Here is a 15,618-nt window from a genome sequence, read left to right on the forward strand (position 1 = left end):
GTGATTATTTTGGCGCTAAGCAGGAATGTTTAGAATCTGTTATAAATGCGGAACACTTTTGCGTATTTTGCAAAAGTTATGGCTGGATAATTAAGGTGTGCAGACAGGGTAAGAAAAGATGCTTGAGTTACTACGGATATTTATTCAGGTAGCTAGTTATGGAAGTTTTTCTAAAACAGCTAAAGCGCTGAATATAGTGCCATCCTCAGTTACGAGAAGTATCGATAAGTTAGAAGCTGAATTAGGTGTTTCGCTTTTTAAGCGAAGTACACGAGCTTTGTCTCTGACTGAACACGGCCAACAGCTGTTTGAGCGTGCAAATTTACTTTTAAAGAATGCTGATGATTTAGTCAGTTCCGTTAAGGATGCCAATGCAGAACCTAAAGGGGAGCTAAAAATCTCAGTATTTGAGAGTTTTGGCCGGCAAAAGGTTTCGCCATTAATTCCACTCTTTCTTAAGCAATTCCCCAAAGTGAATGTACAGATTGAACTGGATAACCAACTGGTCGATCTGAATAGCAGTGCGTTCGATATCGGTATCAGAATTGGTAAACCAGAGGACTCAGATTTACGTGCGCGTAAACTACTAGAGAACCGGATGGTGTTATGTGCATCACCTGACTATTTAGATGTATTTGGGTCGCCCGCAGAACCGAGTGAGCTTTCAGATCATAATTGCTTGTTATTGAATCAAGGTCGGCAGCGCTGCTATTGGCATTTTAATTCTAAACGGAGCTCTTCTCAGAGTTCTCTTCAAAAAAACAAAAAGGTTCTGGTGACCGGTAATTTAACTTCTAAAGGTGGCTCACCTCTGGTTGAAGCGGCCATTGCAGGAACCGGTATTTTATTGATCGCTAGATGGATGGTGGAGGAGCATCTGAACGATGGTAGCCTAATTGAATGCATGCCTGAGTGGACACCATCGCTTTATGAACAGGGTAGCGGAGATATCTACGCGATTTATCAAGGCAGTCGATATCTCAAGCCGAGTGTGCGTAGTTTTATCGATTTTCTAGTCGAACATATTTCAGATTAAGGTGTTTAAGCCTTTTGCGAAGCACGCTTGGTTTTAGCAGTTGCGATCGCTTCTAAAGGGTTGTCTGGCCAAGGGTGTTTTGGATATCGGCCTTTCATATCTTTCTGAACATCTTTGTAGGCATTTTGCCAGAAGCTTTCTAAGTCCTGAGTGACCTGTAGAGGTCTTCTTGCGGGGGAGAGTAGATGAAGTTGTAGCGCTACATGATTCGCAATTTTAGGTGTTTGGGTACAGCCAAACATCTCTTGCAGTTTTACTGCTAAAACAGGTGGATTTTGGCTGTAGTCGATTCTGATCTTTGAGCCGGAGGGTACGGTAAATCGTTCCGGTGCTAACTCATCTAACTTCTGAGGTAGGGGCCAAGGGAGCATCGCTTGTAGCACGCTGCTTAGATTGATTTTCTTCAACTGCTTTGGTTGTGTGATGTTATCCAAATAAGGTGTTAGCCATTCTTCAAGATTGTTTTGAAGCCAGTTATCGCTTAGATCTGGCCATTGATCTTGTGATTGCTTTTGAACAGCTTGGTGCAGAAATATCACGCGCTGACGCCATGCTTGAATATCATCATTCCACGGTAAAAGGGATAACCCTCGTTTCCTTATTTGATTGATGATCGCAGCTTTAATTGCCTCTGATGAAGGGCTTTCTAGAGGGGCGGATTTCAAAACAAGAGTGCCGATGCGTTGTTGTTGTTCGGCACAGATTCGATCTTGAGATTTGTCCCATTCGATCACTTCATGCTGTTGAATCAGCTCAGGAATGAATTGTTCAATCCACTCAGGATTCAGCGGCGCAGCCAGTTGGATCTGGTCGTTCGTTTGGTTTTGTTTTCCTTGCAGGGTCGCAACGGTTATCCACGGGTGTTGGCTTAATCTATCTTGATCGTAGAAGTTAGCCGCACGTCCATTATTGAGCTTATAAATAGTACTGTTCTGGCGTTGCTGTGCGATACGGTCAGGATACGCAAGTGCCAGTAACACAGCTGCTTGTTCTTGATCGGGAATCTTATTTCCAGAAGCTTCGCTTGGAATTTCAAGTTTAGAAAGCATTCGATGGTAATGCTGTTCCTGTTTTTTGATGCGATGCCAAACGCCTTTCTGAAAGCTCGGTTTGGTTGCTAGCCATTCAAGGCGGCTGTTGATATCCGCACCTTCATTTCTAAAAGGGTCGCGTTCCATTAAGAGCGCTGCGATGCGACAGGCTTTGTCGGCTAAGCCCCAAGCTGAACCTTTGATAAGCATATGGCTGAGTCTTGGATGTGCAGGTAACTCAGCCATAAGCTGACCGTGAGCGGTTGTTTGCTTCTGTGAGTTGAGCGCGCCTAATTGGGTAAGTAGGGTTTGCGCTTGTTGGAAAGAACCTACTGGTGGTTGATCAAGCCAAATAAGATCGTTTGTATCGGTGGTGCCCCAGCTGGCCAGCTGTAACGCCAGAGCTGTCAGATCGGCTTGTGCTATTTCCGGGCTATCGAACGCGCTAAGTTGCTCTTGCTGTCCTTCACTCCACAATCGGTAACATACTCCAGGGGATAATCTACCTGCTCGGCCTGCACGCTGTGTGGCAGAAGCTGAGGAAATTCGGCGCGTATGTAGGCGTGTCATTGCAGAGTTTGGATCATATTTGGCGACACGAGTTAAACCAGAGTCAATCACGACCTCTACGCCTTGGATGGTTAAACTAGTCTCAGCAATGTTTGTAGCTAGAACGACTTTTCGTTTGCCTTCATCACATGGATTTATAGCCTTGCGCTGTTCTTCCAGAGTTAGATCGCCATACAGTGGCGCGATATCTATTGTTTTTTTCTCTGTATGAGAGAGCTGTTCGTTAAGTAATTCTTCGACTTTACGAATCTCTCGCATACCGGGTAAGAAGCATAAAATACTGCCGGTCTGCTCGGCCAGTGCGAGCGTGATGGTCTTAACCATCTTCTGCTCTAGCCATTCACCTTGGGAAGGTTCGCCGCAATAGAAAGGTTTAACCGGATAGCTACGACCGGAGCTGGTTACAATTGGGGCATCACCAATGAGTTTTGCAATTTTTTCGCCGTCTAGCGTGGCGGACATGACCAAGATTTTAAGCGCGGTTTCTTCTCGGAAGTACTCTCTGGCTTCTAGCGCCAATGCAAGGCCTAGGTCTGCATCCAAACTACGTTCATGAAACTCATCGAAAATAACTAAGCCATAGCCTTCAAGGCTAGGGTCGGTTTGTAACATCCGGGTTAAGATTCCCTCGGTCACAATTTCGATACGGGTTTGCTTACTTATACAGGTTTCCAGGCGGACCCGATAACCAACCGTTTCTCCTGCTTTTTCATTGAGCATCTGCGCCATACGTTCGGCGGCTGCTTTTGCTGCTAAACGTCTTGGTTCTAGCATGAGGATCTTTTGATCACTCAGCCAGCTCTCTTTAAGTAATGAGAGTGGAACCTGTGTTGTTTTACCTGCACCAGGAGGTGCTTCAAGAACCGCTTCGTTGTGTTTGCTAAGCGCTTGAGTTAGTTCGGGTAAAACAGAAATGATTGGTAGCAAGGCTTTGATACTCTGAAAAATTATTCAGCATAAAGTTTAACAGTTTTTCTATAAGGGTTTGGCTCTGGCAGGTAGTAAAGCTACAATGATGTAGCAATAAATTTTTTGCCTATGTTGTTCTTAGTTGTAAGGAGCCTTAATGGCGGGTAATTTTAAAGGTCGCAGAGGCGGCTACAAAAAAACTCCTAAGCTTTCTGGTCGTGGTGTACTGGAAAATGTTGTCACCGATGGTCCTCATGTCGAGTGGGTTGGCATGCCGCCATACTACATTCATGTGATCACAGTTGACGGTGAGGAGTACTCTTATATGTCTCCAGATAAAGATCTAGAAATTGAGCTAGGTAAGAAAGTTACCTTCCGTTACAAAGAAACCAGCAAAGGCAATTTTGTTGATAAGCGTTCCTTAGGCGTTGTGATCGACCCAAGTGAACTAGGTTATTAAGCCTTTCTCCGATTATTAAAAAGCAGCCAATAGGCTGCTTTTTTGTTTTGGCTATCCTGCCCTAGGTGAGTTTATTAGGTATCTAGGCTTTGCACGTGAAAACACCAAATATAGAAAAAGAAACGATTTATTAGGAGCAGTATAGGTGGCATAAACCTGTTTAATTATGCTTTTTGGTCTGTAGCTTTATGGTGCTGTGATAGCTTAAAGTGTAAACACGCTTCTATTCCTAACTCGTTGATTTTAGAATGCTCAGTATCTAAAAGATTAAGGGTAAGTAATGCAGTTAGTGACCATGACCCCAATTCGCAGTCATTTGAATCTGCGTCAGGGAGTGAATGAAAGAAGTGCTGAATATAGCCGGTTCCTTTCGCAGTTAGATGGTGTGTTGCAAAAGCGATTGGTCAAACAGCTGGAAGATTCTGGAGATCTATCTAACCACATTGCTGTACAGCATCATAATCAGGGCAAGGCATACACCAATACTGGCTCTGACGATCGAGACACTTTGTGTTTATTCACTCACACTAAAGAAATTACAGATCAGCTTAGTCTTGAAGCTAAGGTCTATAGCAATACCTTGTCTGTAGTGACCGTTACTATGGATATGGGTTATGTGGTGGCTACACTCCTAGATATCGCCGAATCCCTGAGTGCTGAAATTAGTCTTCCTTCGGTAGAGTCAAACTATCAGGATCGAATCGCTGCTCTGTGTAGCTTAATTCAAGAAGCGCCGCACCAGTCTGGTGAGCATGTTTTACTTCCAGAGATTTATCAACTCCTCGATGAAGATACTGAGCTGACGCTAGAGCTATTTGCCCAAGCCCAATCAACCTATCTTATTTCGAAATACTATCGAGACGAGCTTTACCCAGCGCTTCGTGATCTGCCTAAAACGATTCAAGTGAACTATCTGGAAACTTTGGGGGATTTCTCTGGCTTTAACGATATTAAAGAAACCGATGGTTCTAATGTCGATCAGCCATGGAGCTCTCGTTTACTGCGTTTAGATCGCTCTGAAAGGGAAGGAAATGAGTCGCTTATTGAAAACTGGTTGGCTGAAACACCGCATCCAGGACACGCTCAAGAGATTCTTGAGCAAGATAGAATGGATTCCTTAGTGTGGCTCAACTATGTGTTAGTGGATGAGATCGATGAAAAGAACAAGCCCCTACGTCACAAGTCAGACTACAAGTTAGAGGCTATGGGATTAGCTCAGTACTTTTATGCAGTACAGCATGCCTGTAATTCCAATCTTTATATGGCGATCTCGGATACCTATTTAGAGAGTAATACCCATGTCGCCGAAGATATCTTGGCGGGGGTGCGTGCGACGACTCGTATGCATATCAGTGATTATCATGAGAACTGCCAATATCTAACCCGAGATAAAAAGTTACTGCTCGAGAATATTCTGGCTGGCTGGGATTATGATCAGATGGTTCAGAATTCTGAGCGCCTGATTGAGGTCTGCTCTAGTAAAATTAAGGATATACATGCAACCCGTTCTGAAAAAAGCAGCTTCTACACCGATCTAATTCTTGTTGCGATCGGTTTTATCAGTCTTTTCGACCTTGCGATCACAATCTCTGAATACAGCCGTACTTATACATCAAATGCGGCGCTTGGTTATCGAGATGAACAGCCCTCTAGCTTCTTGAGTGGTGTGGCTAATATGGAAACTGACCTGCTTCTACTGAGCAGCGTTGTCTCAATCATTCTTTTATTTGTTGTGTACTATGTTGCGAAACGTCGTTAAATCTTTTGCTGTCATCGCCTTGTTCTTGAATGCAGCGGTAGCTAGCCCTTTTCAAGCGCAACCTGTTTATACCTCTGATTGGAAGCCGTTTGTTAATGGTGAGGGCGAGGAGAAAGGTGTTGTTTCCCGAGTGGTACAGCTCGCCTTTTGGGAAATGGGGTTGGAGGCTGAGCGAGCTAGTCTGGATTATTACTTCAGCTATAACTTGGTGAAAAATCAGCAGGTTTTACTGAGTTATCCCTATTTCAAAACAGATCAGCGCTCGCAAGAGGTACTTTTCTCTGATCCGCTTATGTCTGTAGAGAATGGTCTTTTTTATAACTCTAAATGGCAGCAATATTCCGGTAAAGCAATCGCTTTTAACCAACAGAAAATAGGTAAAGTCGCTGGTTATAGCTATGGTGCTGAAATTGAGCCTTTACTGAAAAATGCTAAGGTCTATAACAGTGATCTTCAGGCGTTAACTGCGTTATCTAAAGGCGAGATTGATCTATTACCAGCCAGCATTGAGGTTGCGAAAGTGATGTTACATAAGCACTTTCCTCATCTGTTACATGAGTTTAAATTGCTCGAAAATCATCGCGGTACAGACAGTGTTCATTTGGTGGCTAGCGCTAATGATGAAGGTCGGGCATTTATTCAGCGATTTAATTCGGCGTTAGCGCGTTTAAAGTCGAAAGGTATGATTGAACAGCTGCTTACCTCTAATGCAGATATTCAAGGTAGTGGTTATGTTCGACTGGTACCCGCGGAAGGCTTTCCTTTAATTACTGGCTATGAGATGAATACTCAAGGAGATAAGCAGTTCTTTGTTATTCCTCAGGGCAGCAGGGGGACGGTGTTAGCTTGGCATGATGTTGTTTTAAAGCCGCATGCCACTGAAAAAGTGTTTGATGGCATGATGAAGTATTCTCAGGTGAAGGTGGTCGATGGACCACATGCGGGTCGATCACTTTTCGTAAGAAACATGCACCTAGAGGTAGAGTAGTGGTTTCAGTCACACTAGGCTGGCTTGGGACAATACTTTACCTGTTGGCTCATGCTTGGCTTTCCTTACTTAAAAATAATGCCTCTTATTATTACTATCTGGCCAATTTAGTTGCCGCAATTTTAGTGGCTACTTCCTCGTACTTGATAGCGTCTTGGCAGGCGGTCGTGATCAATGTGTTTTGGGCGTTGGTTAGTTTTGCTGCCATGAAAAACTATGTATTACCGCGTCTACCTTTCAGTAATGCCCAATTATATGGACTGCTGGGTGTGATGTTTCTGGCAGGAGCTGGTGGCTTACTGTTTGCGTATCCTCAGCAAGGAATGGCTATCTTGGCTTGGAGTTCATCTATTGCTTATTGCTTAGGCTACTGGCGATTTTCTGCAGGGCGGTTAAGTCAGCAGTCCTACTATCTCGTCAATACTTATGCAGCGGTTATGTTGTTGCCGCAGCTGTATACCGATGCAAACTGGCCGGTATTAGTGTTACAAATCGTTTGGGCCTCAGTCTCATTGTGGGGCTGGTATAAGGGGCGAGAAGGCTATGTGCTGTCTCCTTAATTTTTCATCTTTTGGCAGTTTTCTTTTTTATATGGGTAAAACATGTCTGAACCAAATACACCTCAATTAGATATTGATGAATTAGCGCGTGAGCACTTTTACCAAGTGTTGTACGGCCGCAGGGATGTGCGAGGTCAGTTTTTACCTAATTCTATACCTGACGATGTGCTGACTAATATTCTGCACGCTGCCCATCATGCGCCATCTGTCGGTTTATCACAGCCTTGGAACTTTATCCTGATTCGTGACGAGGCCAAGCGTCAGCAAGTTTTTGATGCTTTTCAAAAAGCTAACGATGAAGCTGCAGAAATGTTTAGTGGTGAGCGACAAGTTCAATATCAAGCATTAAAACTGCAAGGTATCCTCGATTCACCTCTGAATGTTTGTATCACTTGTGATCGTAAGCGGGGCGGCCCCGTTGTACTTGGAAAGACCCATCAGGCCGAAATGGACTTGTATAGTACTGTTTGTGCTGTACAAAACTTTTGGCTTGCTGCAAGAGCGGAAAATGTAGGGGTCGGCTGGGTGTCTATTATTGATAGGGATGTATTGGCTAATTTGCTTGAACTCCCAGAAGGTGTCGTTCCTGTTGCTTATTTGTGTGTAGGTTATGTCTCAGAGTTTCTGAAAAAACCGGAGCTTGAACTGGCTCAGTGGGAAAAACGCAGCCAATTGGAAGATATGATTTTCACGGATAGCTGGGGAAATAAAACTTAGCTTCATCAGATCCGGTCTTAAAGAAAAGTGAACCTTGCTGTTTGAAAAATGATCTATATTGATTATATCGCCGTTTAAATTGATATCGATTTAAACGGTTTATAGGTTGACCGCAGGGAGGTTCGATATGCGTTTCGTCCTCAATTTAACTGTCGTTGTCACTTTGCTTACCTTATTTATACCGCCAGTTAGCGCGCTTGAGGTGAGAAGTACAAGCGCACAGTTTTCTCCGTTGATAGAGCGGATTGTACAGGCCAAAATAGTGCCTGTTTTTAAGCAGTTACCGGATAAAGATCAGAAACTTTTAGCCCCGGTTGAAATTTCCGTAGTTGAAAATCTTCGTGCTGCGGGCATGGCTTTGGCTATCGATGACACGCCTCCTTTGATTATTATTAATGACCGATTTCTAAAAGGGCTATCTGCTTACATTGAGGCTTATTTGCTCTCTCAATCTTTGAATCGACCGGAGTTGGTTGAACAATATTTCAGTGATTATTTCTGGCGTCATCACCCATCCTTTGTTGGTCCTCTGCCAAAATCACCTGCTGATTGGCTAAGTGCCTCGCCGGAACAAAGAGAACAGATTCAGGCAGAGCATGAGCGTCTACTGGAAAGTGTGATAGTTGATGTGTTGCTACATGAGATGGGTCATCATGCAGAACATGCGTTTTACGGATATCGTGCATCGCAATATGTAAGAGAGGATAATGAGCGTCTAGCAGACGATTGGGCGGCAAAAGTGAAAGCTGAGCATTTTGAGCTAGATGATGCTCTAGGGCGTTTAATATCTATTGGATATATCTTTGAACAAGATCGCTGGGCGGCGCTAAAACGGGATGATTACTATCCCAGAATGTTATCAGGCGTTGCGGGTCACTTACCGATGTTGTGTGAAGATGCAACAGAGGCATCTAAACAGCATTTTTGTAATCAGCTTTATGACAATATCAGTAACTACTTTTCCAAAAAGGTTGTAGATACCTATGCTCAGAGAAGAGAGCGGGGTGATACGTTTGCGAGCTTCCCTATGGGTCAGATTCATTTAGCGAAGAATAATTTTGTGGATGCCTGTAATTACTTCAATGAGAGCCTGATTTACGGTCAGGTTGCTCGAGCTGCAATTTATGTAGGTTGGTGTTATCAAAATGGTTATTTGGAACCATCGCCTCCAGACGCACAAGTTTTAGCTATGACAAGAGTGAGTTATGGCTTCTCCGATAAGAAAAATATTGCAGGAATGCTCGATTCTAGTGGATCTCAACATTAGGGCGAGTTAGTGTTGCCATATTGTTAGGTGCTTGGTAATTTCTGCACCAATTTTGAATCATAGAGTTAGGAGAACATAAATGGCACGCGCTACAGCTCGACATATCCTTGTAGACACAGAAGCACGTTGTAACGAACTAAAAGCAGAAATCGAAGGTGGTTTAGACTTCGCTAAAGCTGCGCAAGAAAATTCAACTTGTCCATCAGGTGCTCAAGGCGGCGATTTAGGCTCTTTTGGCCGTGGTCAGATGGTTCCAGAATTCGATACGGCTGTATTCACAGGTGAAGTAGGTGTTGTTCAAGGTCCAATCAAAACTCAGTTTGGTTACCACCTACTAGAAGTGACAAGTCGCGAAGACTAATACAAGTTTTTAGCTTGTAACTTATAGATTTTAAAAGTGCCGTTAAGCGGCACTTTTTTGTATCTGTGTTGTTTACTCCTTGGGTGTTGGTTTTATGCTAAAAGTGCTAGTTACTGTAATCTCGCTCTTAATCGTTGCTGTTTTCATCTTATTTGGGTTTAAGGCCTTTAAGTCAAGAACAGGTGAGCCGGCAGGCATTATCGATAGTCGTTTAACTAAATGCAGTAGCAAGCCTAATTGCGTATGTAGCGAATTTTCGAATAAAACCCATTACATTGAGCCTTTTATATTGCCTGCCGTTGTTCATGACTCAGATGCTTTAATAACTATTCTTGTTGAGGTTATTGAAGCTTCGGGTGGTGAGGTACAGAGTATTATCAAGGAAAACCGATATATCGCTGCTGAGTTTAGCAGCCGTATACTTGGGTTTGTAGACGATTTTGAGGTTCGAATCGATATGGAAGAGCGCCTTGTACACTTTCGCTCAGCATCCAGAGAAGGCTATTCTGATTTTGGTGTAAACAAAGCTCGTGTTCAATCCATTATCTCTGAGTTGGAAAAAGAGTTAGCGAAGATCAAGGAGTAAGCAGATGCATAAGGTATTGCTCGTCATTATGGCAATAGTGCTCAGTGGTTGCGGGACAAAGTATGGCTTTAGCTATGTTAAACCCGAAGTTGAGAACAATGCGGTTGTTTATATCTATCGACCTGAAGCGCCTAATCCAGGAAAACAGCCGCTGGGTTGGAAGTACCCGGAAGTATTTATCGATGGTAAAAGTCTTGGGGTGCTAAAACTAGAGAAGTACATTGTTGTTGAGCTTGAGCCCGGTATGCATGAAATTCTATTCACCGGGTTAGCAGATAAAGCGAACTGGGATGAGCGAGATTTGAAACGTAAATTCTCAGTTCATCATACCGAGCAGAAGTACCTTAAGTTTCAGGTGAGATACGATCCCAAGACAATGGGATTGCTGGAAAAGACCAAATACAAACTATTCCTTACTCCCATGAAGCATGACGATGCGATCTACGAGATCAATAAACTCAACCCGCAATAATGTATTTACGTAAAAGACTAAACTGCCGGACCTAGCTGGCTAGCTCCGGTAAGTTAGCGAAGTAATCCAGTGCATCGGGATTAGCTAGCGCATCTTTATTGGTTACTGTTTCCCCTAAAATTACCTTTCTGACAGCCAGCTCAACAATCTTTCCGCTGATGGTTCTAGGAATTTCTGGTACTTGGATTATTTTGGCTGGCACATGCCTTGGCGTGGTGTGTTGGCGAATAGTCTGCTTAATTGTATTTCGTAGAGGATCGTCAAGCTGAGTGCCCTCTGACATAACCACAAATAGGATCACGCGTGTATCGTTATCCCAGGGTTGGCCTATGCATAAAGATTCAATTACACCATCCACTCGTTCAACTTGACGGTAGATCTCGGCTGTACCAATTCTTACTCCACCTGGGTTAAGTACCGCATCCGATCGACCATGAATAACCATACCGCCATGTTCGGTTATTTCGCCATAATCTCCATGGGCCCAGCGGTTCTTAAATTGATTGAAGTAGGCGTTTTGGTATTTGGCTCCATCGGCATCGTCCCAAAAGTAGATAGGCATCGATGGGAAGGGGGATTTGCAGACCAATTCGCCTTTTTTCTGGGTAACCTCTACGCCGCTGTCATCAAAAATGGCGACATCCATGCCAAGGCCTAAGCATTGCAACTCACCCTTATGGACTGGGAGTATTGGGCACCCTAGAGCAAAGCAAGAGATGATATCTGTACCGCCAGAGATCGAAGCCAGCAATAGATCAGTTTTTATCTCCCGATAAATATAATCAAAACTTTCGTGCGCTAGCGGTGAACCTGTCGATAGTATCGCGCGTAATTTAGAAAGCTTGAACTCCTCTTTTGGCGAGATATCAGCCTTCTCTAGGGCAGCAATATATTTAGCACTAGTGCCAAATACAGACACCTTTTCTTTATCTGCCATATCCCATAAAACAGAGGGGGAGGGGGCAAAGGGTGAGCCATCATACAATGTAATAGCGCAGCCGCTCGCTAAGCCACTCACAAGCCAATTCCACATCATCCAGCCACAGGTGGTGAAGTAGAATAGATTATCATCCCGACTTATATCTGTGTGCAGTTGGTGTTCTTTGAGATGCTGAAGGAGCGTGCCACCAACGCTATGGACAATACATTTAGGTGTACCTGTGGTACCAGATGAGTACATAATGTATAGGGGCGCAGCGAATTCAACTGGCGTGAAAATAACTTCGCATGCACTGTTATCGATAAAGTCGCTCAGTATAGAGGTGTTATTTATTTGGCTGAATTCAGGTGCTGGCTCATCTAGATAAGGTACAAAGACGAATGCCGTATTTTCACTTAATCGTGAGGCAATCCCTGAAATCTTATCTGAACAGTCGATGCGTTTACCGTTGTAGAGGTAGGACTGGGTCGTAAATATCACTTTAGGTTTTACTTGGCCAAAGCGATCGATCACCCCTTGCACGCCAAAGTCTGGGGAGCATGAAGTCCAAATGGCACCAAGTGATGCCGTTGCTAGCATCGCTATAACGGTTTCAGTGATATTAGGCATAAAGCCTGCGACCACATCTCCCTTGGTAATACCTGAATTTTTAAGTCCTGCAGCGTATTGAGCAACTTGGTTGTAAAGCTCTTGATAGCTGATCTCAGAGCGTTTACCTGCTTCATTGTAATTTATGATTGCAGTGTTTTGGTCTCGAAACTTTAAGAGGTTTTCTGCAAAGTTTAATTGGGCTTTAGGGAACCATTTAGCACCGGGCATGAGGTCTGCACTTAACAAGTATGGGGCGTTCCCCGTACTACCTATGACATTGCACTGTTCCCAAATGTTGAGCCAGAAGCTTTCAGGGTTTTCTATAGACCAGCGGTGAAGATCTGAGTAGCTATTCAACTTTACCGAACAGCTTTTGTTTATCTGTTGCATAAACTGATATAGCTGTGAGGTTTCGATTTGTGCTTGGCTCGGGCTCCACAACGGCTGTGTCATATACAGTTCCTAATTGAATCAATGTCTATAAGACAGAATAGACAATAAGGGTTTACCTGTATATGGCTTGAGGCTTAAAAATATATTAGCTGGTTTGTTGGGGGGAGGGGCGATGGAGAGCTATAGGGAGAGTAAGCCCTGCCATCTATTGACGACAGGGCGAAATATTAGCGCAGGAAGTTTTTACTGATATCGCGGAACTCATCAGTTCCTGATTTTTGCATCCACTCAAAGGCAACCATTTCACGGCTAACCACGTGTATGCCTGCATGGCGCATACGATCGAGTGCGAGTTCTTTATCTTCAGGGCTACGTGACGACACACAGTCTGCCACTACATACACTTCTCGCGCTTGTTGTTTTAGTTGAAGCGCTGTTTGTAGAACACAAACGTGTGCTTCCATACCGGCAATAATAACTTGGTTCGGGCGGATGGAATTGATCTTCTCGTTACAAGCAGGTTCCGACATACAAGAGAAAAACTCTTTTTCCATAATGCCTTCTGCTGGGATTAACTCAGCTAATTCCGGAATCGTATGGCCAAGGCCTTTAGGGTATTGCTCACTGGTTAAGATCGGTACGTTAAGTTTGTTTGCAATAGCAGTTAACCAGATTGTATTTTCAACCAGCTCTTCTTTCTTGTGAATTGCAGGTACAAGTTTGTCTTGAATATCGATGATCAGCAGACAAGATTTGTTCGGGTGTATTAGCATGCGAAATAGCCTTATTTTTATGCTGGTTCTAGCTCATTGCAGCATTGTACGTGTTCGAGGTTAGTTGCTGGAATCAAAGTATCCAGCGGATCTTCCTCATAATAATGAGGCCAGATCTCTTTCACAATGGCGCCATTAGTCGCGAGCGTATGGCAGGTATCAAGCATAGGTGGCTTCTTGGTCCCGTCCTGCCAGAAGTTCTCTAGCCGTTCCCGTTCTTGGTGTGTAGATTGGAAAGCCGCTGTCGCTAAAGGACCTAGCAACTCAAGCAGGTGAGTACAGCCTTTGCGGCCACTAAACAGTTCTTTGGTCTGTTTGGTAAACCCAGGCATGATTTGTAACCCAATCAACTGGGTATAGGCATCAGAGATAGACTTGCAGCTTTCGAACGGAGTGTCGTCCATGCAAGCCACTGCATCTAATATATTGAGGTCCATATCAACAGTAATTCGCACTGCCATACCATGTAAGGGTTCACCAGCGATCAAAGTACCATCGTGACCGTAGTGATCCATGTCGAAGGTTTTTGTGTCGACAAGATGGGCTTCAATATCCCAAAGGCCATCTTCTCTTTTGTAGCCTTCGCAAACGACTTTGCGGGTATGTTTTAGGGTTCTATTAACTGGAGCTGGTAAAGGCATAATTACTGCTTTTGATGTTTTTAAAAGGCGGTACTTTAGATGCGGCTATTCTAATGTGAAAATGTTAGAAACACAGTAAATAATCCTAAATACGCTTAGGAATGGGTGTTTTTTAGACGAAAGATAGGTTTGATTTAGCTAAATACAATTCAGGACAGCGAGTGCTGTCCTGAATAATTGGATAGGGAGGGATTATTCGTACATTGCTTGCATAGATTCTTGGGTCCACTCTAGGCTTGCACGATAGGCTTTATCGTAAAGAGTACCATCCATGTCCATTGGTAATAGATCCCAGTCACCATTTTCGTAGTTCACGACATTTCTTAGAACTTGGCCGATCTCGCCTTGGCCTAGGCTAACTGCATTTTTAATATCATCGCCTAATGGAACTTGCTCTAACATAGTGTCACGCTCGATATCTAAAAGGGCGTGGAGCCCAGACATCATGCCTGCCATAAAGTAGCTACCATAGTTACTCTTTTTCTGGGCTTGAGCAATTTCTTCACACATGCGACCGCGAACCAGTAAGCTGCGGGAAAGTTCTTCCGGCTTATCTTGATTAGAAGACATCGCAATTAGCGTTGCCCACTTCTTAACTTGCTCTAAGCCAAGTAAAACAATAGCTTCCGCAATAGATTCTACCTGTCGAACTAGGCTATAACCTGCAGAGTTAACGATACGCAAAAGCTTATAGGTTAGAGCGGGGTCACGAATAATTAGTTCTTCTAGTTTTTCAGGCGTTGCTTTAGGGCTCTGTAACTCTTGGATCAGCTGCATCAATGCAACTTGGCTGCCTTGAATCTTTTTACCTTTGATTACTTTAGGTTTACTAAGGAAATGACCTTGGAACAGTTTAAAACCAAGCTGAACGCAGGCTTCTAGCTGTTCGTGAGTTTCGATCTTTTCCGCTAGAAGAGTTACTTTATGCTTACGAAGTAGTTGCACCTGTTCCTTGATTTGATCTGGAGTAAGTTCGAATACATCGACTTTTACGATCTGGGCTAATTCAAGAAGAGGGTCGAATTTTGGATCATAGATAAAGTCATCCATAGCGATTCGGTAACCTTCGCTATGAAGCGCTTTTACGGCTTCGATAACCTCTTCATCAGGCTCAATATCCTCTAAAATTTCTAACACGATGTGTTTTTTAGAGACCTCAGGCAATTTTTGTTCGACAAGGATATCTCGAGTCAGATTGATAAAAGCAGGAACTCGTTTTAATTCCCCTGCATCTGAAATGCTAGTGTACGCATTTAGCAGGACTTCACCCGTTGCTTCGCTAGTTGAAAATAGCGCATGTCCTTGGGCGTCTTCCGTTCTGTACAAAAGCTCATAAGCCACCACCTTTTGATTACGATCAAAAATAGGTTGGCGTGCCATAAGCACTTGAGAGTTTTCTGACGATTCCATAAAGGTGCTAGGTCCTTGTGCAAAATAATATAAAGCGTAATGCCCTCAGTGTATCACCTACAGGGCAGGTATTTCATACGAAAATTGCGGTTGTTCTGGCTTAAAACAACAAAGATGCCTGCTACCAATAGTCGCAGTTCAACATTCGCGTTCT

15 protein-coding genes are annotated in these 15,618 nt (G+C 43.7%); 10 read left to right on the forward strand and 5 right to left on the reverse strand.

Annotated elements, in window-relative coordinates; translation table 11 throughout:
- Nucleotides 1–118 precede the first annotated feature (118 nt).
- Nucleotides 119–1,036 (forward strand): LysR family transcriptional regulator, encoded by a 918-nt coding sequence (locus ACMXYN_RS06945; protein WP_415894100.1) that lies wholly within the window; start codon nt 119–121, stop codon nt 1,034–1,036.
- 5 nt (nt 1,037–1,041) lie between these two features.
- On the opposite strand, the gene hrpB is transcribed toward ACMXYN_RS06945, so the two are convergent.
- Nucleotides 1,042–3,564 (reverse strand): ATP-dependent helicase HrpB, encoded by a 2,523-nt coding sequence (gene hrpB / locus ACMXYN_RS06950; protein ID WP_415894101.1) that lies wholly within the window; start codon nt 3,562–3,564, stop codon nt 1,042–1,044.
- A gap of 139 nt (nt 3,565–3,703) precedes the next feature.
- Between hrpB and ACMXYN_RS06955 the strand changes: the two genes are divergently transcribed.
- From ACMXYN_RS06955 to ACMXYN_RS06995, 9 genes are all read left to right on the forward strand, one after another.
- The gene (locus ACMXYN_RS06955) at nt 3,704–4,006 is read left to right on the forward strand and encodes a hypothetical protein (protein WP_415894102.1); all 303 of its coding nucleotides are present in this window, start codon (nt 3,704–3,706) and stop codon (nt 4,004–4,006) included.
- Nucleotides 4,007–4,286: 280 nt separating this feature from the next.
- Entirely contained in the window at nt 4,287–5,765 is a 1,479-nt protein-coding gene (locus ACMXYN_RS06960; protein ID WP_415894103.1) for a hypothetical protein, read from the forward strand.
- Nucleotides 5,746–6,753, forward strand: a complete 1,008-nt coding sequence (locus ACMXYN_RS06965) for a substrate-binding periplasmic protein (RefSeq protein WP_415894104.1) — start codon at nt 5,746–5,748, stop codon at nt 6,751–6,753. Before ACMXYN_RS06960 ends, ACMXYN_RS06965 begins: the two co-directional genes overlap by 20 nt.
- The gene (locus ACMXYN_RS06970; RefSeq protein WP_415894105.1) at nt 6,753–7,313 is read left to right on the forward strand and encodes a CBU_0592 family membrane protein; all 561 of its coding nucleotides are present in this window, start codon (nt 6,753–6,755) and stop codon (nt 7,311–7,313) included. The genes ACMXYN_RS06965 and ACMXYN_RS06970 overlap by 1 nt, the downstream gene beginning before the upstream one ends.
- A 42-nt stretch (nt 7,314–7,355) precedes the next feature.
- Nucleotides 7,356–8,030 (forward strand): 5,6-dimethylbenzimidazole synthase, encoded by a 675-nt coding sequence (bluB, locus tag ACMXYN_RS06975; RefSeq protein ID WP_415894106.1) that lies wholly within the window; start codon nt 7,356–7,358, stop codon nt 8,028–8,030.
- Nucleotides 8,031–8,157: 127 nt separating this feature from the next.
- On the forward strand, nt 8,158–9,297 hold the full coding sequence (locus ACMXYN_RS06980) for a hypothetical protein (protein WP_415894107.1): 1,140 nt from the start codon (nt 8,158–8,160) through the stop codon (nt 9,295–9,297).
- A 79-nt stretch (nt 9,298–9,376) separates the two neighbouring features.
- Nucleotides 9,377–9,658 (forward strand): peptidylprolyl isomerase, encoded by a 282-nt coding sequence (locus ACMXYN_RS06985; protein WP_415894108.1) that lies wholly within the window; start codon nt 9,377–9,379, stop codon nt 9,656–9,658.
- A 94-nt stretch (nt 9,659–9,752) separates the two neighbouring features.
- Nucleotides 9,753–10,244, forward strand: coding sequence for a DUF1499 domain-containing protein (locus ACMXYN_RS06990; RefSeq protein WP_415894109.1), 492 nt, complete (start codon nt 9,753–9,755; stop codon nt 10,242–10,244).
- A 4-nt stretch (nt 10,245–10,248) separates the two neighbouring features.
- Nucleotides 10,249–10,716 carry a DUF2846 domain-containing protein gene (locus ACMXYN_RS06995; protein WP_415894110.1) on the forward strand — a complete coding sequence of 156 codons (468 nt, stop codon included), beginning with the start codon at nt 10,249–10,251 and terminating at the stop codon, nt 10,714–10,716.
- A 31-nt stretch (nt 10,717–10,747) separates the two neighbouring features.
- On the opposite strand, the gene ACMXYN_RS07000 is transcribed toward ACMXYN_RS06995, so the two are convergent.
- From ACMXYN_RS07000 to ACMXYN_RS07015, 4 genes are all read right to left on the reverse strand, one after another.
- The gene (locus ACMXYN_RS07000) at nt 10,748–12,700 is read right to left on the reverse strand and encodes an acetoacetate--CoA ligase (protein ID WP_415894111.1); all 1,953 of its coding nucleotides are present in this window, start codon (nt 12,698–12,700) and stop codon (nt 10,748–10,750) included.
- 167 nt (nt 12,701–12,867) lie between these two features.
- The gene (locus ACMXYN_RS07005; protein WP_415894112.1) at nt 12,868–13,413 is read right to left on the reverse strand and encodes a hydrolase; all 546 of its coding nucleotides are present in this window, start codon (nt 13,411–13,413) and stop codon (nt 12,868–12,870) included.
- A gap of 17 nt (nt 13,414–13,430) precedes the next feature.
- A complete protein-coding gene (locus ACMXYN_RS07010) occupies nt 13,431–14,054 on the reverse strand; it encodes a DUF2889 domain-containing protein (protein WP_415894113.1) in 624 nt (207 codons plus the stop codon).
- Nucleotides 14,055–14,246: 192 nt separating this feature from the next.
- On the reverse strand, nt 14,247–15,464 hold the full coding sequence (locus ACMXYN_RS07015) for an EAL and HDOD domain-containing protein (protein WP_415894114.1): 1,218 nt from the start codon (nt 15,462–15,464) through the stop codon (nt 14,247–14,249).
- Between the last annotated feature and the right edge of the window lie 154 nt (nt 15,465–15,618).

The organism is Neptuniibacter sp. PT8_73, assembly GCF_047778045.1.
Lineage (GTDB): Bacteria > Pseudomonadota > Gammaproteobacteria > Pseudomonadales > Balneatricaceae > Neptuniibacter.

Bases quoted from the DNA above. Each gene is read 5' to 3' on its own strand.
- ACMXYN_RS06945 (WP_415894100.1), top strand. From the start codon at position 119: ATGCTTGAGTTACTACGGATATTTATTCAGGTAGCTAGTTATGGAAGT.
- ACMXYN_RS06955 (WP_415894102.1), top strand. From the start codon at position 3,704: ATGGCGGGTAATTTTAAAGGTCGCAGAGGCGGCTACAAAAAAACTCCT.
- ACMXYN_RS06960 (WP_415894103.1), top strand. From the start codon at position 4,287: ATGCAGTTAGTGACCATGACCCCAATTCGCAGTCATTTGAATCTGCGT.
- ACMXYN_RS06965 (WP_415894104.1), top strand. From the start codon at position 5,746: ATGTTGCGAAACGTCGTTAAATCTTTTGCTGTCATCGCCTTGTTCTTG.
- bluB (WP_415894106.1), top strand. From the start codon at position 7,356: ATGTCTGAACCAAATACACCTCAATTAGATATTGATGAATTAGCGCGT.
- ACMXYN_RS06980 (WP_415894107.1), top strand. From the start codon at position 8,158: ATGCGTTTCGTCCTCAATTTAACTGTCGTTGTCACTTTGCTTACCTTA.
- ACMXYN_RS06985 (WP_415894108.1), top strand. From the start codon at position 9,377: ATGGCACGCGCTACAGCTCGACATATCCTTGTAGACACAGAAGCACGT.
- ACMXYN_RS06990 (WP_415894109.1), top strand. From the start codon at position 9,753: ATGCTAAAAGTGCTAGTTACTGTAATCTCGCTCTTAATCGTTGCTGTT.
- ACMXYN_RS06995 (WP_415894110.1), top strand. From the start codon at position 10,249: ATGCATAAGGTATTGCTCGTCATTATGGCAATAGTGCTCAGTGGTTGC.
- ACMXYN_RS07000 (WP_415894111.1), bottom strand. From the start codon at position 12,700: ATGACACAGCCGTTGTGGAGCCCGAGCCAAGCACAAATCGAAACCTCA.
- ACMXYN_RS07005 (WP_415894112.1), bottom strand. From the start codon at position 13,413: ATGCTAATACACCCGAACAAATCTTGTCTGCTGATCATCGATATTCAA.
- ACMXYN_RS07010 (WP_415894113.1), bottom strand. From the start codon at position 14,054: ATGCCTTTACCAGCTCCAGTTAATAGAACCCTAAAACATACCCGCAAA.
- ACMXYN_RS07015 (WP_415894114.1), bottom strand. From the start codon at position 15,464: ATGGAATCGTCAGAAAACTCTCAAGTGCTTATGGCACGCCAACCTATT.